Source organism: Marinifilum sp. D737 (assembly GCF_026672275.1).
GTDB lineage: Bacteria > Bacteroidota > Bacteroidia > Bacteroidales > Marinifilaceae > Marinifilum.
This window is the reverse complement of record NZ_JANQCD010000025.1, coordinates 51243-72329: the sequence shown is the minus strand read 5'-3', so window position 1 is coordinate 72329 and position 21087 is coordinate 51243. Positions and strand designations below refer to the sequence as shown.

Sequence of the window (21087 nt, the reverse complement as noted above, 5' to 3'; positions counted from 1 at the left end):
GGAAGCTTCGTCCCGAAATAGAATTTGTAAGCATTTGGGAGCCAAATGCAACAAAATTCATAATCGGGAGAGAAGATCACCCCGCCGCACTTAAAGTTTTTAAGTAGAAGTAGTTTGGGATTACACGCCCTAGTCCCGATAGCTATCGGGATTTTGCTTACTTTTTGATCGATGCAAAAAGTAAGAGCCCTGTGGCTTGAACAAATTAAATCTAGGCGATAACCGGATGATTTTTATTTGGTAATTGATTAATTACTTATTGTATTTCATGTTGAATCATAATAAATTGCTTACAAAATCCTTAAACTGATAAAATATATGCAACATCTACAAAGAATTTCAACACTATTACTGTGTATGATGATTTTATTCTCTTGTAATTCGAAAAAAACGCCTAATGTATCACATATTTCTGTAGATCTTAAGATTAAAAGATTCGACAAAGACTTGTTTGTATTAAAGGAAACGCAAGATTTTACCCAGTTTAAAACCAAATATTCCGATTTTCTTCCTCTGTTTAGTTACAAGGTAGTTGGTTTGGGAAATCCTGATGATCCAAACTATATGGATTACCTGAACAAATTTCTGGAAGATTCAACAATGAATGTAGTCACCCATAAAGTGGCTGAAGTATTTCCAGATCTTTCGAAAGATGAGAAGGAGTTGGAACAGGCATTTAAATATTTAAAATACCATTTCCCTGAAAGAAATATACCGGATGTTTATGCGCAGATTTCAGGATTTAATCAGTCGGTAGTGGTAGCCGAAGATTTAATTGGGATCAGTTTGGATAAATATCTTGGCGAAGATTGTGAGTTTTATTCTTTGTTGGCTACTCCAATATATGCCAGGAAGAATATGATTCCCGAACGTGTTTCCCAAGATGTGATTCTGGCTTATGGATTAACGGAATTTCCTTTTACACCCAAGACAGATGATCTAATCAGCAATATGATCTATCAAGGAAAGATTAGATATTTTTTGATGCAGTTGATGCCGGAAAAATCGGAAGCAGATGCTATGAAATATACGCAAGAACAACTCGATTGGTGCAAAGAAAGTGAGGATCTGATTTGGGGATATATCATAGAGCAGAAACACTTGTTTACTACAGAATACCGTACCATTATAAAGTATATCAACGATGGTCCTTTTACACCAGGTATGCCACAAGATTCTCCTTCGAGAACAGGAATTTGGGTGGGTTTGCAAATTGTAAAAGAGTTTATGGAAAAGAACAAGGAATATACTTTAAGTGATTTGATGAAGGAAAATGACTATGGAATGATTTTGCGTAACTCATCTTATCAGCCATAATAAAAAGAACTTACCTTATTTAATATGAAACTTGCAATCGTTCAATTTGAACCTAAGTTTGGGGATTTGCTTCAAACCATCGAGAAGTTGAAATCGCTGCTGAAAAAGGCAAAAGAAGCGGATTTAGTCGTTTTACCAGAATTGGCGAATACCGGGTATAATTTTGATTCCAAAGAACAGGCGCTTCATTTATCTGAAACAATTAACGAGAGTGTTTTTCTTGCATTTTTAATGGATGCCTGCAGAAAGTATCAATTTTCTGTGGCAACAGGTTTTTCTGAAAAAGAGGGGGGAAAACTCTATAATTCCTCAGTATTAGTTGATGAAACCGGAGTGAAATCTGTTTACAGAAAGTTGCACCTTTTTATGAATGAGAAAAATATCTTTGAAGCAGGAAATATAGATTTATCGGTAATCGAGCACAAGGGAATTAAATTGGGAATGCTGGTGTGTTTCGACTGGATGTTTCCTGAAGCGTGGAGAAAATTGGCCTTGCAAGGAGCTGAATTGATTCTTCATCCATCAAACTTGGTTTTGCCATATGCACAGTCGGTAATTCCTTCTTACTCGTTGGTAAATAGAGTGTTTATCGCTACAGCAAATAGAATTGGAACAGAGAAAGAGCTTACCTTTACAGGACAATCGATTATTACAGGCACAAAAGGAGAGGTATTGGCCAAGGCAGGCGAAAAGGAAGAAATTCTTATGGTTGAATTTGATCCAAAACAGAGCAACGATAAGATGATAACCCCATTAAATGATGCCTTTAAAGATAGGCGAATAGATAAATACGAATAATCAAACATATGAATACAACAAACATTGACGATCAAAAAAGAAAAATCAGGAAAGAGATAAAACTGATGAAGCAGGATTATTCTTTACAACAGCGTAAGGAAATGTCGGTTCCCATTCTCGATAAAATTGAGGAATTACCAGAATTTAAGGAGGCAAAAACAGTAATGCTTTATTGGTCGATGAGTGATGAAGTATTTTCGCACGATTTTGTTTGTAAATGGGCCACAATGAAGAAAGTGATTTTACCTTGTGTAAAAGGACAAACTTTGGATTTAAAAGTTTTTAAAGGAGTTGAACATTTGGTGGAAGGAGAGAATTATGGAATTCCAGAACCCGAAGGTCCGGTGTTTATGGATGAAGATGAGATTGATTTAATTTTGATTCCAGGTGTTGCTTTCGATAAGGAGAATAACAGAATGGGAAGAGGAAAAGCATATTACGATCGTCTTCTTCAATCGATTAGTGCCTTTAAGGTTGGAATTTGTTTCGATTTTCAAGTTTTGGACCATGTTCCAATTGATGAGCATGATATAAAAATGAATTGTATCGTATATTGATTTAGAAATAAAAAAAGCCAGTGATCTGATCACTGGCTTTTTAAATATCGGTTATTCTGCGATTATTCAGCGTGAATAGCTTCTACTGGACAAGCGTCAACACAAGTACCACAATCAGTACAAAGATCTGCGTCGATTACATAGCGCTCATCACCCATAGAGATAGCTTCAACAGGACATTCTCCTTCACAAGAACCGCATGAAATACAGTCGTCGTTAATTACGTAAGCCATTTTATTTTAATTTTAGTGTTAATACTAATGCAAATGTAATATCATATTTTTAATGGAGAAACAATTTTTTCAGGAATTGCTTTATTTTGAAACAGATTAAATAATGAACAATAACAAAATATCAAATCTAATTTACAGTATTAAAGATGATTGGGTCTTTTATTTTTACAATTAAATCAAAAAAATAAGCTATTTGTTCAAATAGGATATTGCCATCCAAGCCATTACGATCATCGAGGTTTGTAAGGCCTTTTCGTTTGCTTCAAAATTTGGAGTATGCAATGATCCTTCCTTATCAGACTTAACGCCAAATCGATAAAAAGTAACCGGATACTTTTGAGAATAAAAACCAAAATCTTCAGTAGTCATTCTAATATCCATATTAACAACTCTATCTTCTCCAATTAGTGAAATGGCATCAGCTTTTGCCTGATCGGTGTACTTTTCGTGGTTCACCAAAAATGGATAACCGTGTTTGATATCAACTTTACATTCAGCTCCCATTCCTTTTGCGGTGCATTGTGCAATATCAGTAATTAACTGTTTGGCTTTGCTTCGCCACTCTTCATTCATGGTTCTGAATGTTCCTGCAATTTTTACTTCTTCAGGAATGATATTCGTAGCTCCATTTGCTTCAATTTTACCAAATGAAAGGACCGTTGGAATTCTTGCATCGCAATGTCTGCTAACAATTTGTTGAAGAGCTACAATAATATGTGAGGCAATTAATACATTGTCGGTACAGCGATGAGGCATGGCTGCATGTCCTCCTTTGCCTTTTACTGTCAGGTAAATTTCATCACCCGATGCCATGTACATTCCAGATCTGAATCCTATGGTTCCTGCAGGCATATCCGGCAAAACGTGGGCTCCCAGAATCCACTCAGGTTCGGGTTGTAAAGCTCCTTCCTCCATCATTAGTCTGGCTCCGCCCGGTAATAATTCTTCCCCAGGTTGAAAAATCAAAAGGATTGTGCCTTCCCATTCAGATTTAAACTGGCTTAAGATTTTTGCAGCACCCAACAAACTTGCCATGTGCATGTCATGTCCACAGGCATGCATCACTCCATTGTTTTTGGAACAATATTTATTTTCAGGATTTTCACGAATTGGCAAGGCATCCATATCAGAACGTAATGCAATTACCTTTTTCGATGGATTTTTTCCTTCAATCTTTCCAACAATACCTGTTTTTACAAATCCATTGGTATATGAAATTCCATATTCATCAAGCTTTGCCTGTATGTATTCTGAAGTTTTAAATTCTTCGAACGATAATTCGGGATTTTGATGCAAATAAGCACGAATGTCTATAATCTCATCTTCGATTGATTGTGCAAATTCCTGTATCTGATTTTTTAAATTGGTCATAGTTGTGGTTAATGAATGTATTTTATTTCGAAAATAAACATTTTAATTGAGCTCAGCTTATTACTTTTATACAAAGCTAATAATACTTTGTAATTCGTTTTAAATATTACGGCAATTGGTATGGTTATTGAGTTGCTTATTGCGCTCAAGTGAGTAAAATGTGCTTAACAAGTATTTAACTATATTTCGTATGGTAATCGATTAAAAATGTTTAATTTTGTATGATTTCTGAATTTTTTAGAAAAAAAATAAACCCTTTAGAGACTTTATCGTATTAAACAAAAGTTGATAAAAAATATTAGTAAGTTATGAATAGAAAAATAATTTTCTTGTTGGCAGTAGTTTTTTGTGGATGTGCATCGTTTGCTAATGCACAAAATACGAAGCCGGTAATGAAATTCGCTTCTAAAACACACGATTTTGGAACTTTTAAAGAAGAGTTGGGGAAACAAGTTTACTCTTTTGAATTTGTAAATGAAGGAAAACAGCCTATTATTATCAATCAAGTTCGTTCTTCTTGCGGTTGCACTTCTCCTGATTGGACCAGGAAACCAGTTGCTCCGGGACAAAAAGGTTTTATTAAGGCTACTTTTGATCCTAAAAACCGTCCAGGGCCCTTTAACAAATCTATTACGATAACTGCGAATACGAATCCTTCAATTACCATACTAAGAATTAAAGGGAAGGTAACACCCAGGGTTAAAACTGTAGCTGATCTTTACCCGAGATTAATGGAAGGTTTGCGATTAAAGAATAATCATTTATCGCTAACTAAAGTTAAAAACACAGAAATTAAAGAGGGCGCGTTAGAGGTATACAATGATAGTAACGAAGATATTAGTATTGCTTTTAAAAGAATGCCTGGACATCTACAGTTAAAAATGGTTCCTGAAAAATTGGCTCCTAAGCAAAAAGGTAAAATTGTTGCCTTATACGATGGAGCAAAGAAAAATGACTGGGGGTTCGTTACAGATTATATGGATTTAATTGTGAATCAAAAGCACAAGCCTGGTCAACGAATTATTGTAAGTGCTAATATTGTAGAAGATTTTGAAAGATTGACGGAAGCAGAAAAGAAGGATGCTCCTAAGGTTGAGTTTGCTGAAAGGGTATTTGATTTTGGAGAACTAACTCAAGGACAGAATGCTGAGCATGTTTTTACCATGAAAAATAATGGTGCCTCTGACCTAATTATCCGTAAAACAAAAGCTTCGTGTGGTTGCACTGCCATTGCACCTCAGGCAAAAATTATTAAAGCAGGTGAGGAAACAGAAATTAAAGTTGTCTTTAATTCAAGAGGAAAAAGAGGTCGTCAAAATAAATTGATTACTGTAATTACGAATGACCCTGTTCATTCGGCAGTTCAATTAAGAGTGAGAGGTAATGTTATTATGCCTAAGAGCTAAGAAAAAATATTACATGAAATATTGGCCTTTCAGTTTCTGGAAGGCTTTTTTTATGTGCTATTTTTAAGAGTTGCTAACAAACATATGCACTTTTCTTGATGTTTGCAGACAGCTTAGTTACTAAATTTATAACTTCGCATACATAACAATTAGATCAATGAGTCATGTCAGATAAAAATAAAAAACAGGATCATATTGAGAATGATCCATCATATAAGGGTTTACAAGTAAATTCAGGAATAAGTCAACCACCTTCAATCAATCCTCGAATAGCTGAGCGTTTAAAGAAAAACAAGCGCAAAAAATATTCTGTTGACGATTTTGTAAAAGGAATTTTAGATGGCGATAGAGGGATATTGAGCCAGGCAATTACATTAATTGAGAGTTCTAAATTTGAACATCAGAAAATTGCCCAGGAAATTATTGAAAAGTGTTTGCCTTATTCAGGAAAATCGGTTCGAATTGGAATTACTGGTGTTCCAGGTGCAGGAAAGAGTACTTTTATCGAAGCCTTCGGGAAGCATGTAACTGGTCATGGACACAAGTTGGCTGTATTGGCTATCGACCCAAGTAGTGAAAGAAGTAAAGGTAGTATCCTGGGAGATAAGACCAGAATGGAAGAGCTTTCTGTGGATCAAAATGCTTACATTCGTCCTTCTCCATCGGCAGGGTCCTTGGGGGGTGTTGCTCGTAAAACCCGTGAAAGTTTAATTTTATGCGAGGCTGCTGGTTTTGATACCATTCTTATTGAAACAGTTGGTGTTGGACAATCGGAAACTGCAGTGCACTCTATGGTAGATTTCTTCCTGCTGATTAAGATTGCAGGTGCCGGAGATGAATTGCAAGGAATCAAGCGAGGCATTATGGAAATGGCGGATTTAATTTCCATTAACAAAGCTGATGGAAACAATGTGCACAAGGCACAATTGGCAAGAGTACAATTCGAGAATGCGCTTCACTTGTTCCCAAAATCGCCTTCAGGATGGACACCAAAAGTTTTAACCTGTTCAGCAATCGAAAAAACAGGTATTGATAACATTTGGGATGCCATTATGGATTATTGTAGTCATACACAGCAAAACGGCTATTTTGAGCAAAGAAGAAGTGAGCAAGCCAAATACTGGATGTATGAAACCATTAATGAGCAATTAAAAGATGGTTTTTACCAAAAACAGTTGATAAAAGAACAGATTCCTGAATTTGAAAATAAAGTGTTAAATGATGAGATGAGCTCTTTTGTTGCTGCATTTAAATTATTGGATGCCTACTTTCAGGATATCAAGAATAAAGAGTAAATCGATATGTATGTCGAAAATGATTTCGATTACGCGTTTATTTTGGTAGATTTAGGAATTCATAATTATTAACACACAAAATACCGTACACATGAAAAAGTTATTTATCGCCATATCAGCGATTGGTTTATTTTTTACCTCTTGTAATCAAGGTGAACAATTTAAGCTAACAGGAAATATATCAGGACAGACAGAAGGTAAAGTATATCTTTCAAAAGTTCAGGATAATGAATTGGTAAAAATTGATTCGGCAGAATTAAAGGAAGGCGTTTTTGAATTTGTTGGAACTGTAGCCTCTCCTCAGAGATATTTTATTCAATTGGATGATAAAAAAGAAGCAATTCAATTTTTTGTAGAAAACTCTAATATTGAAATTAGTGCTGATGTTGAGAAATTATCAGAAGCTAATGTGGTAGGTTCTGCAGAGCAAGATGTGTATGCAGCATACAAAGAATCACAAAAAGTTTTTAATGAAAAAAACATGACCCTGCGTAAAGAGTATATGGCAGCCAGAAATGCTCAAGACCAGGTGAAAATGGATTCTATTCGCGACGTTGCAATGAAAATGCAAGAAGAAGTAGAAGCAGTAACCGATGAATTCTTAAAAAACAATTCAACTTCTGTTGTTTCTGGTTTTATTAAATACAGAATGACAGGTGGAATGGAGCTTGCTAAGATGGAAGAAATGTACAATGCGATGCCTGAAAATGTAAAAGCTTCTATTTATGGTGTTAAAATTAAAGATAAAATTGACTTGTTAAATAGTGTAGCTGTCGGTAAAACTGCTCCTGATTTTACTTTGAATACTCCTGAAGAAACTCCTTTTAGCCTTTCTTCATTGAAAGGAAAAGTAGTTGTTATTGACTTTTGGGCATCATGGTGTGGTCCTTGTAGAAGAGAAAATCCACATATGGTTGAGCTGTATAAGGAAGTTAACGAAAGAGGAGTGGAATTCTTAGGAGTTTCTTTAGATGAAAATAAAGAAAAATGGTTGAAAGCTATTGATGATGACGGTTTGGTTTGGAAACATGTATCTGATCTTCAAGGTTGGAACTCAAAAGCTGGTAAAATGTATGGAATTAGTGGAATTCCTGCAACAGTTCTTGTTGACCAAAATGGTGTAATTGTAGCTAAAAACTTAAGAAGTGCTGAATTGAAAGTAGAAATTGAAAAATTGCTTCAATAGTATATTTTAAGATATTAAGATTAGCCCGACAGATTCTTTCTGTCGGGCTTTTTGTTTGTAATAGGAATTTGACTAAATTCATTATTCTGAATCATGCAATAAAACAGCTGTGCTTTAAGTCATTTTTAAGGAGGATTTCAATTGTTGATTCGAAAAAATATTTACTTTTGTTATTTAAATCAGATCTAAATAAAATAAATCAATAAGCAAATGAGATTTGTTAATATTCTTCTTATTTCCGTATTAATGTTCGGAATATATTCTTGTCAACCAAAGCAAGCTAAAAAAGTAGAGAACCAGATTTCGGTAAGTATTCTACCTCAAAAATATTTTGTAGAACGAATTGCTGGAAATGACTTTCAGATAAATATTTTGATTCCTCCTGGAGGCAGTCCGGCAACTTATGAACCAACTCCAATGCAAATGGAACAGGTTGCAAAGTCGGTTGCCTACTTTAAAATTGGTCATATCCCTTTCGAAAATACTTGGATGAATAACATGATTGAAGCAGCAGGAGATATTAAAGTATATAACCTTTCGAAAGGAATTGAGTTGGTGCGTGGACCAGAAGTTCAGCATGGCGACCATTTTCATGAAGGAGGTATTGATCCGCATACCTGGTCTTCTCCAAAAGCCGTTATTCAAATTGCCAATAACCTATACAATGGCTTGGTAGAATTGGCTCCTGAGAAAAAGGAAACCTACAAGAAAAATTTAGATGCTTTTTTAGCCGAGCTGGAAATGTTGGATCAAAAGTCAGCAGAAGTTTTTGCAGAAGCAGAGCACAAATCATTTATGATTTTCCACCCGGCATTGACTTACTTGGCGCGTGATTATGGCTTGAACCAGATTCCAATTGAATTACATGGTAAGGAACCATCACCAGCTCATATGCAGCATTTAATTGGTGAGGCTGAAAAACATGATATTAAGGTTGTTTTCATTCAAAAGCAATTTAATAAAGAAAATGCTGAGGCTATTGCAAAGGAGATTAAGGCCGAGGTAATTCAAATTGATCCTTTGAATGAAGATTGGATGGCTGAAATGAAAAGCATTATCAATCACTTAAAAGGCGAGGCTTAAACTCAAAAACTAAGATGAACAAACTTCTGGAGCTGAAATCCATAAACGCAGCCTACGATGACAAGTTGGTATTGAAAGATGTCGACCTGGTAGTGAATCAAAATGATTTTGTTGGAATCATTGGGCCAAATGGTGGTGGCAAAACGACCTTATTGAAAGTGATTCTCGGTATTTTGAAACCGATAAGTGGAGAAATCCACGTGAATGGAAGCTCGATTGGCTATTTGCCCCAAATCAATCAAATTGATAAAAAATTTCCGATTTCTGTTCAGGATGTGGTTTTATCTGGTTTGATGGGCGTGAAGAAATTATTTGGAAGATATAGTCCGGAGAATCGAACACGTGCGAATGAATTGATGAATCAAATGGGCATTCTTCATTTGAAAAATAAGAACATTGGCGAGCTTTCGGGAGGACAGTTGCAAAGAGTATTTTTATGCAGAGCAATTATTTCTGATCCACAACTCTTGATTTTAGATGAACCAGATACTTATGTCGACAGTAATTTTGAAGGAGAATTGTATGATATTTTGGATCAATTGAATGATCACATTGCAATAGTAATTGTATCTCACGATGTTGGAACCATTTGTTCGCACGTAAAAACCATTGCTTGTGTAAATCAAACATTGTGTTACCACGATTCCAATATCATATCGCAAGAGCAGTTAAAAGCATACAATTGTCCTATCGATTTAATCACTCACGGAGAAGTTCCACATCGCGTACTAAAGCATCATTAGTAATATGAACTCTATATTTGAATTGTTTCAATATCAATTTTTTAACAATGCAGTATTTGCTGCAATAATGGCTAGCATTACTTGCGGAATTATTGGCTCATACATCGTTGCACGTCGCATTGTATTTATTAGTGGTGGAATTACCCACGCGTCTTTTGGAGGCATAGGAATTGCCTGGTATATGGGATTGAACCCAATTTTGGGAGCTGCATTATTTGGTGTTCTATCTGCTTTTGGGATTGAATGGTTATCGAAAAAAACAGATGTAAGACAAGACTCTGTTATAGGGATATTGTGGGCATTGGGAATGGCATTGGGTATTATTTTTATTTACATGACTCCTGGATATGCACCCAATTTAATGAGCTTTTTGTTTGGGAATATACTTACTGTTAGTAGTTTAGATTTGTTTCTTCTGTTAGGCTTAAGCATTTTAACCATTCTTGTTTTTGCAATGTTTTTGAAACCAATATTGTATGTAGCCTTTGATGAAGAATTTGCTAAAACACAGCGTATTCCCGTTCAGTTTATCAGTTACCTGATGATTGCGCTAGTTGCTTTGGCAATTGTGTTGAACATTCGTGTGGTGGGAATCATACTCGTGATTTCGTTTTTAACCATACCACAAACCATTGCCAACATGTTTACCAAGGATTTTAAAAGAATGATTTTTGGTTCAATTGGTTTTGGTTTATTAGGTTCTTTCATTGGTTTGCTGGTGTCGTATGAAATTAATGCACCTTCGGGAGCAACCATTATATTCTCTTTTGTAATGCTGTTTGTGATTGCCAAGTTGGTGCAATTATCACTAAAGGCCATTAGAAGAAGAGAAGGAATTAAAGAAGCAAAATAGGATAGAAGAATTTTTCTATCAATGAATTAATATATAAAGTATCTGTATTAAATTAGCAGAGCGAAATTTGTACTAACATAAACAACAAAATAAAAATGAGTTACGATTTAATAGTAGTAGGAAGTGGTCCTGGTGGATACGTAGCTGCCATTCGTGCTTCGCAATTGGGAATGAAAGTAGCAGTTGTAGAACGTGCTGAATTAGGTGGTATTTGTTTGAACTGGGGTTGTATCCCTACCAAATCTTTGTTAAAATCAGCGCAAGTATTCGAATATATGAAACATGCAGGCGATTATGGTTTGTCTGTTGATGGAGATGTAAAAGCTGATTTTGAAAAAGTTGTTGCTCGTAGTCGCGGTGTGGCTGAAAAGATGAGCGGTGGTATTCAGTATCTTTTCAAAAAGAATAAAATTGAAGTTCTTAATGGTTTCGGTAAGCTGGTTGGTAACAAGCAGGTTGAAGTTTCAGCTGAGGATGGAACCAAATCTACTTACGAAGCAAAGCATATTATTTTGGCTACAGGGGCTCGTTCTCGTGAGTTGCCAAACCTTCCACAAGATGGAAAAAGAATCATTGGTTACAGAAAGGCATTAACTCTTGAGAAATTGCCTAAGTCGATGATTGTAGTTGGGTCTGGTGCAATCGGATCTGAGTTTGCTTACTTCTATTCAACGATGGGTACTAAGGTAACTTTGGTAGAGTTCATGCCAAATATCCTTCCTATTGAAGATGAAGAAGTATCGAAGCAAATGGGCCGTTCTTTCAAGAAGAACAAGATTAAGGTGATGACCAAGTCTACTGTAGAATCGGTAGAAGGTGAAGAAGGAAACCTTAAAGTAAATATCAAGAACAAGAAAGGTGAGATGGAAGTACACGAGTGTGAAATCGTTCTTTCGGCTGTAGGTATTGCTCCAAATACTGAAGGTATTGGTCTTGAAGAAGTAGGTGTAGAAACTGAAAACGGACGTGTAATTGTAGATGATTACTACCGCACAAATGTTGAAGGTGTTTATGCAATTGGTGATATCGTGAAAGGTCCTGCTTTGGCACACGTTGCTTCGGCTGAAGGGATTACTTGTGTTGAGAAAATTGCAGGTATGAAGGTTGAACCTATCGATTATACTACCATTCCCGGATGTACTTACACCGTGCCTGAAGTAGCTTCGATGGGTATGACCGAGCAAGCTGCAAAAGATGCTGGCCATGAAGTGAAGATTGGTAAATTCCCATTCTCAGCTTCAGGTAAGGCAAGTGCTGCAGGTGCTAACGAAGGTTTCGTGAAATTGGTATTTGATGCAAAATATGGCGAGTTACTAGGTGCTCACATGGTTGGAGCTAACGTAACAGAAATGATTGCTGAGTTGATCGTTGCTCGTAAATTAGAGACTACAGGTCACGAATTGATCAAAGCAATTCATCCTCACCCAACCATGTCGGAGGCGGTGATGGAAGCTGCAGCTGCTGCTTACGATGAGGTGATTCATATCTAAGCATAAAGACACAAGCTTTAAGCTCCAAATAGGAGTTAGAAGTTTAGAAGATAATATCCCTGAAAAGGGAATATAGAATTAGCCCGAGGTTTTGCCTCGGGTTTATTAATTTGAAAAAAATGAACTTTAGATGACTTAACTGCTATATAACGTTCTTGTTTCCTAATTAAATTTTTAAGTTTGCGTGGACAATTTATACAACCTACTAAAACAAACAGTACAGATGAGAAAGTTATTATTGGTTCCTGCAATGCTTTTGGCATTAACAGGAGTGTCACAAGCTCAGAAATCAGGATCTGTAGATGCAAAAACACTTGAAGAGATTCGTTCCAGCTTTAAGTTAGATGCAAATACACAAGCAATCCAAAACGCGATTACTAATACTGAAAGCATTAGAGAATTATCTTTGAACAGATCAAAATTTGGTAAAACCGATCATTACTTTAAATACAGAGTAGATGTAAAAGGGATTACCGATCAGGAAAGTTCAGGAAGATGTTGGATGTTTACTTCAATGAATACCATTCGTCCAAATGCGATGAAGAAATTCAATTTGAATGCATTCGATTTTTCACACAACTACAACTATTTCTGGGATATGTTTGAGAAATCGAACTTGTTTCTTGAAAATATTATTGCAACTGCCGATCGTGATATGGATGATCGTGAAGTGGTAACTTACTTTAAGTCTCCTGTTGGTGACGGAGGAGTGTGGAACTCTTTCTATAATGTGGCTAAAAAATATGGTGTTGTTCCTGCTGAGGTGATGCCTGAAACAAAAGTGAGTAATAAGACTCGCGAAATCGGTAAGCTATTGAATGAAAAGCTAAGAGGAGAAGCTTACAAGCTAAGAATGTTGGCTGCTGAAAAGGCATCCGCAAAGAAATTGGAAGCTGCTAAGGTAGAATCTTTAAAGTCAATTTACAGAATGCTTGCTTTAGGTTTAGGTGAACCGCCAGTAAATTTCGAATGGAGATTTAAGGATTCGAAAGGAAATATCAGCGAAAGCAAAACATACACTCCTCAGCAATTTTTAGAAGAGGTTGCTCCTGGGTATGCTGATATCGAAATGGTAATGATCATGAACGATCCTACTCGTGAGTACTACAAAGTTTATGAAATCAAGAATTACAGAAATGTTTCGGAAGGTGTTAACTGGACTTACTTGAACTTGCCAAATGAAGATATCAAGAAGTTTGCAATGGCTTCTATCAAGAATAACGAGGCAATGTATGCATCATGTGATGTGGGCAAGCAACACAATCGTAAGACTGGTGTAATGGATGTTAATACTTACGACTACGCTTCTTTGTTGGGAGTTGAGTTCGATATGGACAAAAAAGCTAGAATTCTAACTCGTCAGTCAGGTTCTTCACACGCTATGGCTTTAGTTGGTGTTGATGTTGATACAAACGAAAAGCCAGTAAAATGGGAGTTCGAAAACTCATGGGGATCAGGTTCTGGTCACAATGGTTACATTACTTTCACTGATGCATGGTTCGATGCTTACATGTTCCGTGTTGTAATCAACAAGAAGTATTTAGACGAAAAAGCTAAAAAGGCTTCAGAAAGCAAACCAGTACAATTGCCAGTTTGGGATTATATGTTCTAAGCCTTACTGTAAGATATTTGAAAAGGATGCTTTTATTGAAAGCATCTTTTTTTTTGTTCTGTATCGAATATCGTAATTTGAATTATAGGATAGCAATACCTGAATTGATTCAGTAGCTTGTTTTCTCAAAAAAAGCCTGTTAATTAATTGGCAAGATGATCAAAAAGAAAAGCCCCGAACATGGTTCGAGGCTAAGCTGTAGATATATCTTTGAAATTATTGCTTTAATTTCTTGAATATAAATCGAGTAATAAAGATCCCTTTTCCATCGCCTTTACCGCTATCACTTTCTACACCACTGGTAACGAAAGCCAACTCATAACCTTGTTCAATCAAACTATTGATTTTTGATGAGATCAAAGCATCGTTAGAAGCAATGTTTTGGAAATTGATACCTGCAATACTATAGAAGTTCAATAGTTTTGTTTCTGCAAACAAACTTACTTTGGCATCCGATCTTTTTACATCTTTCTGCTTACTTTTTTTACCATCGGTTCTTTCTGTAGTAAATGCGTTAGCATCAATTGGAGACTTTTCTTCGATAATTCTAGAACGACCGATACCCATTGGAACGATAGATTCTACAGTAGTGATTACTTTGTACTCGTATGATTGAGCATTAGCATCGATAAAAAGCCCACAGGCAACAATGAAGAGTAATAATAATTTTTTCATGTTTGGTAAATAATTTACTGGTTTATAATTATTAGTAGGTTTTAATAAAGAGCTTCTAAACTAAAAAATAGTTTTTAAAATCATGTTAATTAAACAAAATTTTTTGTTCAGATAAGCAAAAATATTTATAGAATTCATCATTATTGTAATCATGGTGCCATAATATAAAATGGCAATCGATAAGTTAAATTTATAGACTTATAAGATTCTCTTATTTCCAGTTATCGATATTTGTATCAAAGAAAATGACAAATCAATAATTAAAAAATAAGAATCATGAAAAATTTAAAAGAGAATCAAGTAAAAGTTGAGTTAACAGCAAACGAAAGAGAAGTAGAGCAATTGCAAATTTTATTGGCGAATTATCAGTTGTATTATCAAAACCTAAGAAATTTTCACTGGAATGTAAGAGGACGTGCTTTCTTCGAATTGCATGCAAAATTTGAAGAGTTGTATACCGATGCAAGTGACAAAGTTGATGAAATTGCTGAGCGTATCTTAACCCTGGATGGTCACCCATTAGGCAACTATTCTGATTATGTAGCTATTTCAACCATTCAGGAGGCAAACTCTAATACAAGTGGAGAGGAAATGGTTCAGGAAGTTGTTGATTCACACGAAGTGTTGATTGAAAAAGTTAGAAGTGTAATTGCAGAAGCAAATGAGAATGATGATGAGGGAACTTTGGATATATTACCAGCTTACATTTCGTATTTGGAGAAAATTAACTGGATGTTAAAAGCTTACTTAAAGTAATTCTAATTTATTGGGAATAAGGAAGCCTCCAAAACTTGGAGGCTTTTGTATTTTATTCACTTTTGATATCTAATATTGTTGGAAAGTTCATGTTCTCATCCATAAATTTATCCATTTGAACCGTGAATCTTTCACAGAAAACAATTCTTTGCGATTTTGGAATGTAGGGAGCTAACCTGTTGATTTCCGATAAAATCTGATCTCTCATAATTAGTTCGCCATCATCAATAATGAACATTTTTAAATTGTTCAGATTAATTCCACTAAAAGAATACAGCTCATTCAATTTTTTGGCTGTTGCAATTACCACATCCGAACCAGCATAGATTTTATCTCTTAAATCGTGCAGGTTTCCAGCATCACCTTCACAAAAAACTCTTAAATCAGTATTTTGTCCCAATTCCTGGAAAAGCTCTTTCATTTCGATCGATTTCTCTCTGCTCGACACTATAATTAAAGCTCTTGGAACATCTTCAAATTCATTTTTTAGTTGCTGAATTACGCTGATAACGATAGTTGATGACCTTCCGCTTTTTTCATCGCCACGAATCATTAAATCAACACCACTCTTTATTTTTGAAATACTCTGTTTTTGAACTTTGGTAGGTGTTTCAAAACCAAATTCTTCTAATGCATCTAGTAAGTGTTGATCTAATTTTTTCAGGAACATCGTTTTTTTCTTTAAAATTCTTAGCCGCAAATGTACAAATAATACTCATTGTTATAAATGTTTGGCAAGTTTCATCAATCGAATAAATTCACTTCTGTATCCTTCCTTGTCTTGGCCTTTTGAATTTTGAGCCAAATCAATTAACATTTTGTAATTGCATTTTCCTTTGTGTTTCGATTCGCGAAGCAATAAGCCAAAACCAGCAACTGCGGCAGAGAACTTGAAGTTCTCCGAAAGATCCTGTTCGGAGCATACATTCATAGGAATTTCTTCGGTAATTAAGATACTTTTTCTTCCTTTGGGATTTTTGTATCTGAATTTTACACTTGCAATTTCATCTTTAGAAAGAGCTTTGGCATTTAATTTTGTATCCTGATATTTCAGATTCTGATCCTTCTTTTTCTTGTTTGCCAGTTTAATCTCGTAAAGTGCAGTTACATTGTGTCCCGAACCAAGTTCGCCAGCATCCTTCTTGTCATCATCAAAATCTTCCTTGTTCAACATTCTGTTTTCGTATCCAATCAATCGGTACTCTTCTACAATTGCCGGGTTAAACTCAATCTGAATTTTTACATCTTTTGCAATGGTGTGAAGAGTTCCTCCAAATTCGTTTACCAAAACTTTTTTAGCTTCCAATATGTTGTCAATATAGGAGTAATTGCCATTTCCTTTGTCAGCAATAATTTCCATTTTATCGTCTTTGTAATTGCCCATGCCAAATCCCAATACAGAAATGAATACACCATTATTGCGCTCTTTCTCGATTAGTCTTTCCATTTCGGCATTACTCGAAATTCCAACATTAAAATCGCCATCGGTAGCAAGTATGATTCTGTTGTTTCCACCATCGATAAAATTTTCACGAGCAGTTTTGTAGGCTAATTTTAAACCAGAGGCTCCCGCAGTTGATCCTCCTGCATTTAATTTATTTAAAGCATTTAAGATTTCTTCTTTTTCGGTTCCATTGGTGGATGGTAAAACCAAACCGGAACTACCGGCATAAACTACAATGGCAACTTTATCTTCCGGGCGCAATTGATTAACCAAGAGTTTAAAAGCTTTCTTTAGTAATGGCAGTTTATTTTGTGAATTCATCGATCCGGATACATCTAGCAAAAACACCAGATTTGATGCTGGAAGGTTTTCTGTTTCAATTTTTTTTCCTTGCAGTCCAATGTGTAACAAAAGATTTTCCTTATTCCACGGACATTTAGCAATTTCGTGATGAATGGCAAAAGGATGTTCGCCATTTGGTTGCTCGTAATTGTAATTGAAGTAATTTATCATTTCCTCAATTCGTACGGCATCAATTGGAGGTTTTTCTCCATTGCTTAAAAACCTACGAACATTGCTATAAGAAGCAGCATCAACATCAATAGAGAATGTTGATACAGGAGTTTCCACTGCATTTTTGTAGTTGTTTTCATTGATTGTCGAGTACCCTTCGGTATTGTAGTTCATATCTGGCATCATTTCATAATTACAGAAGGCCATTGCATTTCTTTTACCTCTTCTTGAACTTTTGCCTCGAATTCGAATACCAGCCACACTGCCAGAGAAGCTTTTCTTTGTCTTTTTTCCATACCCAACAACAATTACTTCATCAACGCCAATTTGTTCTGCTTGCATAATAACATTTATAACAGATTGATCTTTTATTTCAATTTCCTGAGTTATCATACCCACAAAAGAATAAATTAAAATATCACCTTTGTTCACTTCAATTGTATACTTTCCATCAATATTGGTTGAAGTTCCATTGGTTGTACCTTTAATTACAATACTTACTCCAGGTATTGCAAGATTTGATTCATCTGTAACAACACCATTTATGGTTTTTGCTGAAAGAGATGTAGAAATTAGTATTCCTAGCAATCCTAATAATAATGTTATCGCTCTCATAATTCTGTTTATTAATGATTTTTGTTCGTCTTTGTCATTAGGATGCAAGGCGAGAATAAATTCCATAAAAAATTTTCATCTTTTTTCTGAAATTTTTAACTAGCATAAGAATTAAACCTGATATTAAATCCAGAAAATTTAATGTTTCGGACTAAAAGAAATCCTGATAAACTTTCTGATCAAGAGTTGTTGGAATCATATATTGATTCTGGTGATTTGGAAGAATTGGGTGCGCTTTATTCCCGATATATGCACTTGGTTTATGGTGTGTGTGTAAAATATCTGCATGACAGAGAAAAAGCAAAGGATGCAGTAAATGCCATTTTTGAGCACTTGATATCAGAAATCCCTAAATTTGAGATAAAGAACTTTAAACCGTGGTTGTATGTGGTGTGTAAGAACTATTGCCTGATGCAATTGAGAAAACAAAAATCTCAGAAAAATCAGACAGACAAATTTTTACAATCGAATTTTGTGGAATCTACTTCTTATTTGCATCCTATTGATGAGGCACCGGATTTGAATTTGGAATACAATCTGAAAAGATGTATTGAAAGGTTAAAGGAAGAGCAGCAAAAGTGTATTTTGTTGTTTTACTATGAAGAACAATGTTATCAAGAGATTTCAGATGAATTGGAGTATCCGGTTAAAAAAGTGAAAAGTTATATACAAAACGGGAAAAGGAACTTGAAGATTTGCATGGAAGAATTTGCCAAACAAAATGAAGTTTAAGTTGAGATTGACATATGAACGTTTTTTGGCCTATTTCGGTAATAGAATGACCGGAAAGGAAAAGCATGCTTTTGAAAAATCTGTAATGATGGATGAATTTGAAAGTGATGCTTATGATGGCTTGTCGAAACTAAGTTCATTGGAAATTGAGCATGATTTGGAAGAATTGAAGCTTGCTTTATCAAACCGGGTAAAATCGAAACAAAAGAAGAGGCTGATGTGGTTGCCTTATGCTGCCAGTTTTGCAATTATTATGGGTTTAAGTTTTGTTTTGTATTACATTAACCAGACCCCAAGCGTAAATGAATTTGTTGGTCAGGATATTGAGCAAGTTACACCCAAAAAGAAGTATGAAAATATCCCGATAACAGAAGAAGATAGTCTTAAAGTTAAGAAAGATCAGAAAATAGAAAAGTTAGAAAAAGTTGAGCTCGTAGAAGAGAAAGTAATTGATGTTGCCGATAAGGAAGTTCAAAATGCCGATGAAGAATTACAATTTGCTGAGGAAATAAAAGATGAGGAGATTGGAAAGAGTGAACCAATTTTGAAAGCCATAAAAGTTGAAGAAAATCAACTCTCAAAAACTATTAGTAGAAAAGTTGAAAAAGCATTATCCGGCAGAGTAGCTGATGTAGCTGCTAACAAAATGGATTCAGGAGTTAGAATCAGAGGGTTTGCAACAATTGGTAATGATGAAAATGCAAGAAAAATTTCAGGCCTTGTAGTTGATAAGGAAAAAACTCCGATGCCTGGAGTAATGATTGTAGTAAATGGAACCAATAAAGGAACATTTACTGATTTGGATGGGAAGTTTGCGATGAGCCTTGCGGATACCAATTCCAACTATAAACTGACAGCTTCTTTTGTTGGTTTTGAAACCAAACAAGTAGACATTGCAGATTCATTGCTCGTTGTTTTGGAGCAGGATGCTGTAGAGATGAATGAAGTTGTTGTTACAGCCTATGGATCTGAAAAGAAAAAGGCTTTTGCAACAGGATCAGTGACAGAAGTAGAAATGGATAAGCCTATTAAATCCTGGAATAGTGCTCAGCCCTCTCAATCGAGAAATACATCGGAATACAAGAAAAAGTTAATTGCTGCGTTACAATCAGAATTTAAAGATGATTTAACTGGAAAATATAAAATTAAAGTGTCATTTATGGTTCGCAGTTCAGGAATTGTAAGTGATATTATGATTAAAGGTGATACGAGCCTTGAGTTATCTGAGAAGATTAAAGAGCTTATAAATACTGGAGAAAAATGGATTCCTTCAGAATCCAACAATGTTCCTGCAGATTCAAAAGTTCGATTTACGCTTCGCCTAAACTTTTACTAATTACTTTTTGTTGATCAGGTAAACCCCCAATAAAATTCCGGACATACAAGCAAGATGTAGAAGTGTAATATTTTCTCCATCTACCACTCCCCAGAAAATTGCAAATATGGGAATGATATACGTAACTGACGAGGCATATACTGCAGAAATATGTCTGATTAAGCTATTCATTAATAACATGGCCAATGCGGTACCTATTATTCCCAATGCCGCCAAAGCAAGAAAATGAAGTGGCCAATTCGAAACGGCAAAAACGGGTTGAAAATCAGTAGTTAAAAGATATATTAAAGCTGCAGGTCCTGTAAAAAAGAATGAAAGTGATGTAATTTGAACTCCCGATAAATGTGAAAGTTTGGCCTTAATTGTATTGATATTGATACCATAAAATGTTGTAGCCAATACAATAAGTAAGGCGTAACTGTTTATATTTCCAAAGTTTAATTCTTTTCCTGATGTGATCAAACCCAATGCTCCAACTAAGCCTACTATCAAACCAATAGTTTGCAGCCATTTAAATTTGGTTTTAAAAAACAGAATTCCAACCAAAAGTGTAAAAAGCGGTGTTAGTGAATTTAGCATTCCAGCCAAGGCACTATCAATTTGAGTTTGTGCCTTGGTAAATAAAAAGGCTGGAATGAAACTACCTATAAATCCAGCCACAAGTAAACTTGGTAAATCTTTTCTCTGTAGAAACTTTAAGTTCTTAATTGAATAAGGAAGCAGCACAAGTGAAGCCAATAACATTCGAATTCCGGCAGCTTGCTCGCTGCTAAAACTTTTTAAGCCTATTTTCATTAGTATAAATGAACTTCCCCATACAAAAGCCAAAAGAATAAGAATTGTAAATTGAAACCAAGGTTTTTTCCAGTGCATAGTGAGTGTGTTTTGAATGCGAATGTACTGGAAATTAAAAATCAAAGCAACCAAAAAATGAAGGGGTAATTAAAAAATAAACCCCCGGGAGTAGTAATACCGAGGGCCTTGTGTGTATAACAGACTGTTATTGTTTTTGCAGAAAATCAACTTCAATTGATAATCATTAGGGTGATTTTCGATCCTGTTTAATCGTTTA

At 35.3% G+C, this 21087-nt stretch carries 20 protein-coding genes; 14 read left to right on the top strand and 6 right to left on the bottom strand.

Annotation, left to right across the window (positions count from 1 at the left end; all coding sequences use genetic code 11):
- The first annotated feature begins 318 nt into the window (after positions 1-318).
- The 3 genes from gldB to NQ163_RS14785 are packed head-to-tail and all read left to right on the top strand — an operon-like array spanning position 319 to position 2672.
- Entirely contained in the window at positions 319-1317 is a 999-nt protein-coding gene (gene gldB / locus NQ163_RS14795) for a gliding motility lipoprotein GldB (RefSeq protein WP_268191095.1), read from the top strand.
- Positions 1318-1341: 24 nt separating this feature from the next.
- Positions 1342-2115, top strand: coding sequence for a nitrilase-related carbon-nitrogen hydrolase (locus NQ163_RS14790; RefSeq protein ID WP_268191093.1), 774 nt, complete (start codon positions 1342-1344; stop codon positions 2113-2115).
- Between the two features lie 8 nt (positions 2116-2123).
- Positions 2124-2672, top strand: coding sequence for a 5-formyltetrahydrofolate cyclo-ligase (locus NQ163_RS14785; protein ID WP_268191092.1), 549 nt, complete (start codon positions 2124-2126; stop codon positions 2670-2672).
- 62 nt (positions 2673-2734) lie between these two features.
- Here NQ163_RS14785 and NQ163_RS14780 read toward each other — a convergent pair whose 3' ends face one another.
- Positions 2735-2905 carry a DUF362 domain-containing protein gene (locus tag NQ163_RS14780; RefSeq protein WP_083464674.1) on the bottom strand — a complete coding sequence of 57 codons (171 nt, stop codon included), beginning with the start codon at positions 2903-2905 and terminating at the stop codon, positions 2735-2737.
- Positions 2906-3094: 189 nt separating this feature from the next.
- Positions 3095-4276, bottom strand: a complete 1182-nt coding sequence (locus NQ163_RS14775) for a M20 metallopeptidase family protein (RefSeq protein WP_268191091.1) — start codon at positions 4274-4276, stop codon at positions 3095-3097.
- A gap of 308 nt (positions 4277-4584) precedes the next feature.
- Here NQ163_RS14775 and NQ163_RS14770 point away from each other — a divergent pair, with 308 nt between their 5' ends.
- From NQ163_RS14770 to NQ163_RS14735, 8 genes are all read left to right on the top strand, one after another.
- Positions 4585-5682, top strand: a complete 1098-nt coding sequence (locus NQ163_RS14770; RefSeq protein ID WP_268191090.1) for a DUF1573 domain-containing protein — start codon at positions 4585-4587, stop codon at positions 5680-5682.
- 164 nt (positions 5683-5846) lie between these two features.
- Positions 5847-6977: a methylmalonyl Co-A mutase-associated GTPase MeaB gene (gene meaB, locus NQ163_RS14765; RefSeq protein WP_268191089.1), complete on the top strand. Its 1131-nt coding sequence runs from the start codon at positions 5847-5849 to the stop codon at positions 6975-6977.
- Between the two features lie 91 nt (positions 6978-7068).
- A complete protein-coding gene (locus NQ163_RS14760; protein WP_268191088.1) occupies positions 7069-8163 on the top strand; it encodes a TlpA disulfide reductase family protein in 1095 nt (364 codons plus the stop codon).
- 210 nt (positions 8164-8373) lie between these two features.
- On the top strand, positions 8374-9246 hold the full coding sequence (locus NQ163_RS14755; RefSeq protein ID WP_268191087.1) for a metal ABC transporter solute-binding protein, Zn/Mn family: 873 nt from the start codon (positions 8374-8376) through the stop codon (positions 9244-9246).
- Between the two features lie 14 nt (positions 9247-9260).
- Positions 9261-9989 (top strand): metal ABC transporter ATP-binding protein, encoded by a 729-nt coding sequence (locus tag NQ163_RS14750; RefSeq protein WP_268191086.1) that lies wholly within the window; start codon positions 9261-9263, stop codon positions 9987-9989.
- Between the two features lie 4 nt (positions 9990-9993).
- Positions 9994-10842: a metal ABC transporter permease gene (locus NQ163_RS14745; protein ID WP_268191085.1), complete on the top strand. Its 849-nt coding sequence runs from the start codon at positions 9994-9996 to the stop codon at positions 10840-10842.
- A gap of 95 nt (positions 10843-10937) precedes the next feature.
- Positions 10938-12332 carry a dihydrolipoyl dehydrogenase gene (gene lpdA / locus NQ163_RS14740; RefSeq protein ID WP_268191083.1) on the top strand — a complete coding sequence of 465 codons (1395 nt, stop codon included), beginning with the start codon at positions 10938-10940 and terminating at the stop codon, positions 12330-12332.
- A gap of 223 nt (positions 12333-12555) precedes the next feature.
- Positions 12556-13944, top strand: coding sequence for an aminopeptidase C (locus NQ163_RS14735; protein ID WP_268191082.1), 1389 nt, complete (start codon positions 12556-12558; stop codon positions 13942-13944).
- A gap of 216 nt (positions 13945-14160) precedes the next feature.
- On the opposite strand, the gene NQ163_RS14730 is transcribed toward NQ163_RS14735, so the two are convergent.
- Complete coding sequence (locus NQ163_RS14730; RefSeq protein ID WP_268191081.1) at positions 14161-14619, bottom strand: hypothetical protein; 459 nt, start codon at positions 14617-14619, stop codon at positions 14161-14163.
- A gap of 276 nt (positions 14620-14895) precedes the next feature.
- Between NQ163_RS14730 and NQ163_RS14725 the strand changes: the two genes are divergently transcribed.
- Entirely contained in the window at positions 14896-15375 is a 480-nt protein-coding gene (locus NQ163_RS14725; RefSeq protein WP_268191080.1) for a Dps family protein, read from the top strand.
- Between the two features lie 52 nt (positions 15376-15427).
- On the opposite strand, the gene NQ163_RS14720 is transcribed toward NQ163_RS14725, so the two are convergent.
- Positions 15428-16045, bottom strand: coding sequence for a DEAD/DEAH box helicase (locus tag NQ163_RS14720; RefSeq protein ID WP_268191079.1), 618 nt, complete (start codon positions 16043-16045; stop codon positions 15428-15430).
- Between the two features lie 51 nt (positions 16046-16096).
- Entirely contained in the window at positions 16097-18013 is a 1917-nt protein-coding gene (locus NQ163_RS14715; RefSeq protein WP_268191078.1) for a vWA domain-containing protein, read from the bottom strand.
- Positions 18014-18088: 75 nt separating this feature from the next.
- On the opposite strand from NQ163_RS14715, the gene NQ163_RS14710 reads away from it, so the two are divergent.
- The gene (locus NQ163_RS14710; protein WP_268191077.1) at positions 18089-18679 is read left to right on the top strand and encodes an RNA polymerase sigma factor; all 591 of its coding nucleotides are present in this window, start codon (positions 18089-18091) and stop codon (positions 18677-18679) included.
- Positions 18669-20015 (top strand): carboxypeptidase-like regulatory domain-containing protein, encoded by a 1347-nt coding sequence (locus NQ163_RS14705; RefSeq protein WP_268191075.1) that lies wholly within the window; start codon positions 18669-18671, stop codon positions 20013-20015. Before NQ163_RS14710 ends, NQ163_RS14705 begins: the two co-directional genes overlap by 11 nt.
- Here the strand turns inward: NQ163_RS14705 and NQ163_RS14700 are convergent, their stop codons facing one another.
- Positions 20016-20888 carry a DMT family transporter gene (locus NQ163_RS14700; RefSeq protein ID WP_268191074.1) on the bottom strand — a complete coding sequence of 291 codons (873 nt, stop codon included), beginning with the start codon at positions 20886-20888 and terminating at the stop codon, positions 20016-20018.
- Positions 20889-21087: the final 199 nt, after the last annotated feature.

Coding starts and splice junctions, on each gene's coding strand:
- NQ163_RS14755 (WP_268191087.1), top strand. CDS start 8,374: ATGAGATTTGTTAATATTCTTCTTATTTCCGTATTAATGTTCGGAATA.
- meaB (WP_268191089.1), top strand. CDS start 5,847: ATGTCAGATAAAAATAAAAAACAGGATCATATTGAGAATGATCCATCA.
- lpdA (WP_268191083.1), top strand. CDS start 10,938: ATGAGTTACGATTTAATAGTAGTAGGAAGTGGTCCTGGTGGATACGTA.
- NQ163_RS14775 (WP_268191091.1), bottom strand. CDS start 4,276: ATGACCAATTTAAAAAATCAGATACAGGAATTTGCACAATCAATCGAA.
- NQ163_RS14745 (WP_268191085.1), top strand. CDS start 9,994: ATGAACTCTATATTTGAATTGTTTCAATATCAATTTTTTAACAATGCA.
- NQ163_RS14700 (WP_268191074.1), bottom strand. CDS start 20,888: ATGCACTGGAAAAAACCTTGGTTTCAATTTACAATTCTTATTCTTTTG.
- NQ163_RS14770 (WP_268191090.1), top strand. CDS start 4,585: ATGAATAGAAAAATAATTTTCTTGTTGGCAGTAGTTTTTTGTGGATGT.
- NQ163_RS14790 (WP_268191093.1), top strand. CDS start 1,342: ATGAAACTTGCAATCGTTCAATTTGAACCTAAGTTTGGGGATTTGCTT.
- NQ163_RS14760 (WP_268191088.1), top strand. CDS start 7,069: ATGAAAAAGTTATTTATCGCCATATCAGCGATTGGTTTATTTTTTACC.
- NQ163_RS14780 (WP_083464674.1), bottom strand. CDS start 2,905: ATGGCTTACGTAATTAACGACGACTGTATTTCATGCGGTTCTTGTGAA.
- NQ163_RS14785 (WP_268191092.1), top strand. CDS start 2,124: ATGAATACAACAAACATTGACGATCAAAAAAGAAAAATCAGGAAAGAG.
- NQ163_RS14725 (WP_268191080.1), top strand. CDS start 14,896: ATGAAAAATTTAAAAGAGAATCAAGTAAAAGTTGAGTTAACAGCAAAC.
- NQ163_RS14720 (WP_268191079.1), bottom strand. CDS start 16,045: ATGTTCCTGAAAAAATTAGATCAACACTTACTAGATGCATTAGAAGAA.
- NQ163_RS14710 (WP_268191077.1), top strand. CDS start 18,089: ATGTTTCGGACTAAAAGAAATCCTGATAAACTTTCTGATCAAGAGTTG.
- gldB (WP_268191095.1), top strand. CDS start 319: ATGCAACATCTACAAAGAATTTCAACACTATTACTGTGTATGATGATT.
- NQ163_RS14730 (WP_268191081.1), bottom strand. CDS start 14,619: ATGAAAAAATTATTATTACTCTTCATTGTTGCCTGTGGGCTTTTTATC.
- NQ163_RS14705 (WP_268191075.1), top strand. CDS start 18,669: ATGAAGTTTAAGTTGAGATTGACATATGAACGTTTTTTGGCCTATTTC.
- NQ163_RS14735 (WP_268191082.1), top strand. CDS start 12,556: ATGAGAAAGTTATTATTGGTTCCTGCAATGCTTTTGGCATTAACAGGA.
- NQ163_RS14750 (WP_268191086.1), top strand. CDS start 9,261: ATGAACAAACTTCTGGAGCTGAAATCCATAAACGCAGCCTACGATGAC.
- NQ163_RS14715 (WP_268191078.1), bottom strand. CDS start 18,013: ATGGAATTTATTCTCGCCTTGCATCCTAATGACAAAGACGAACAAAAA.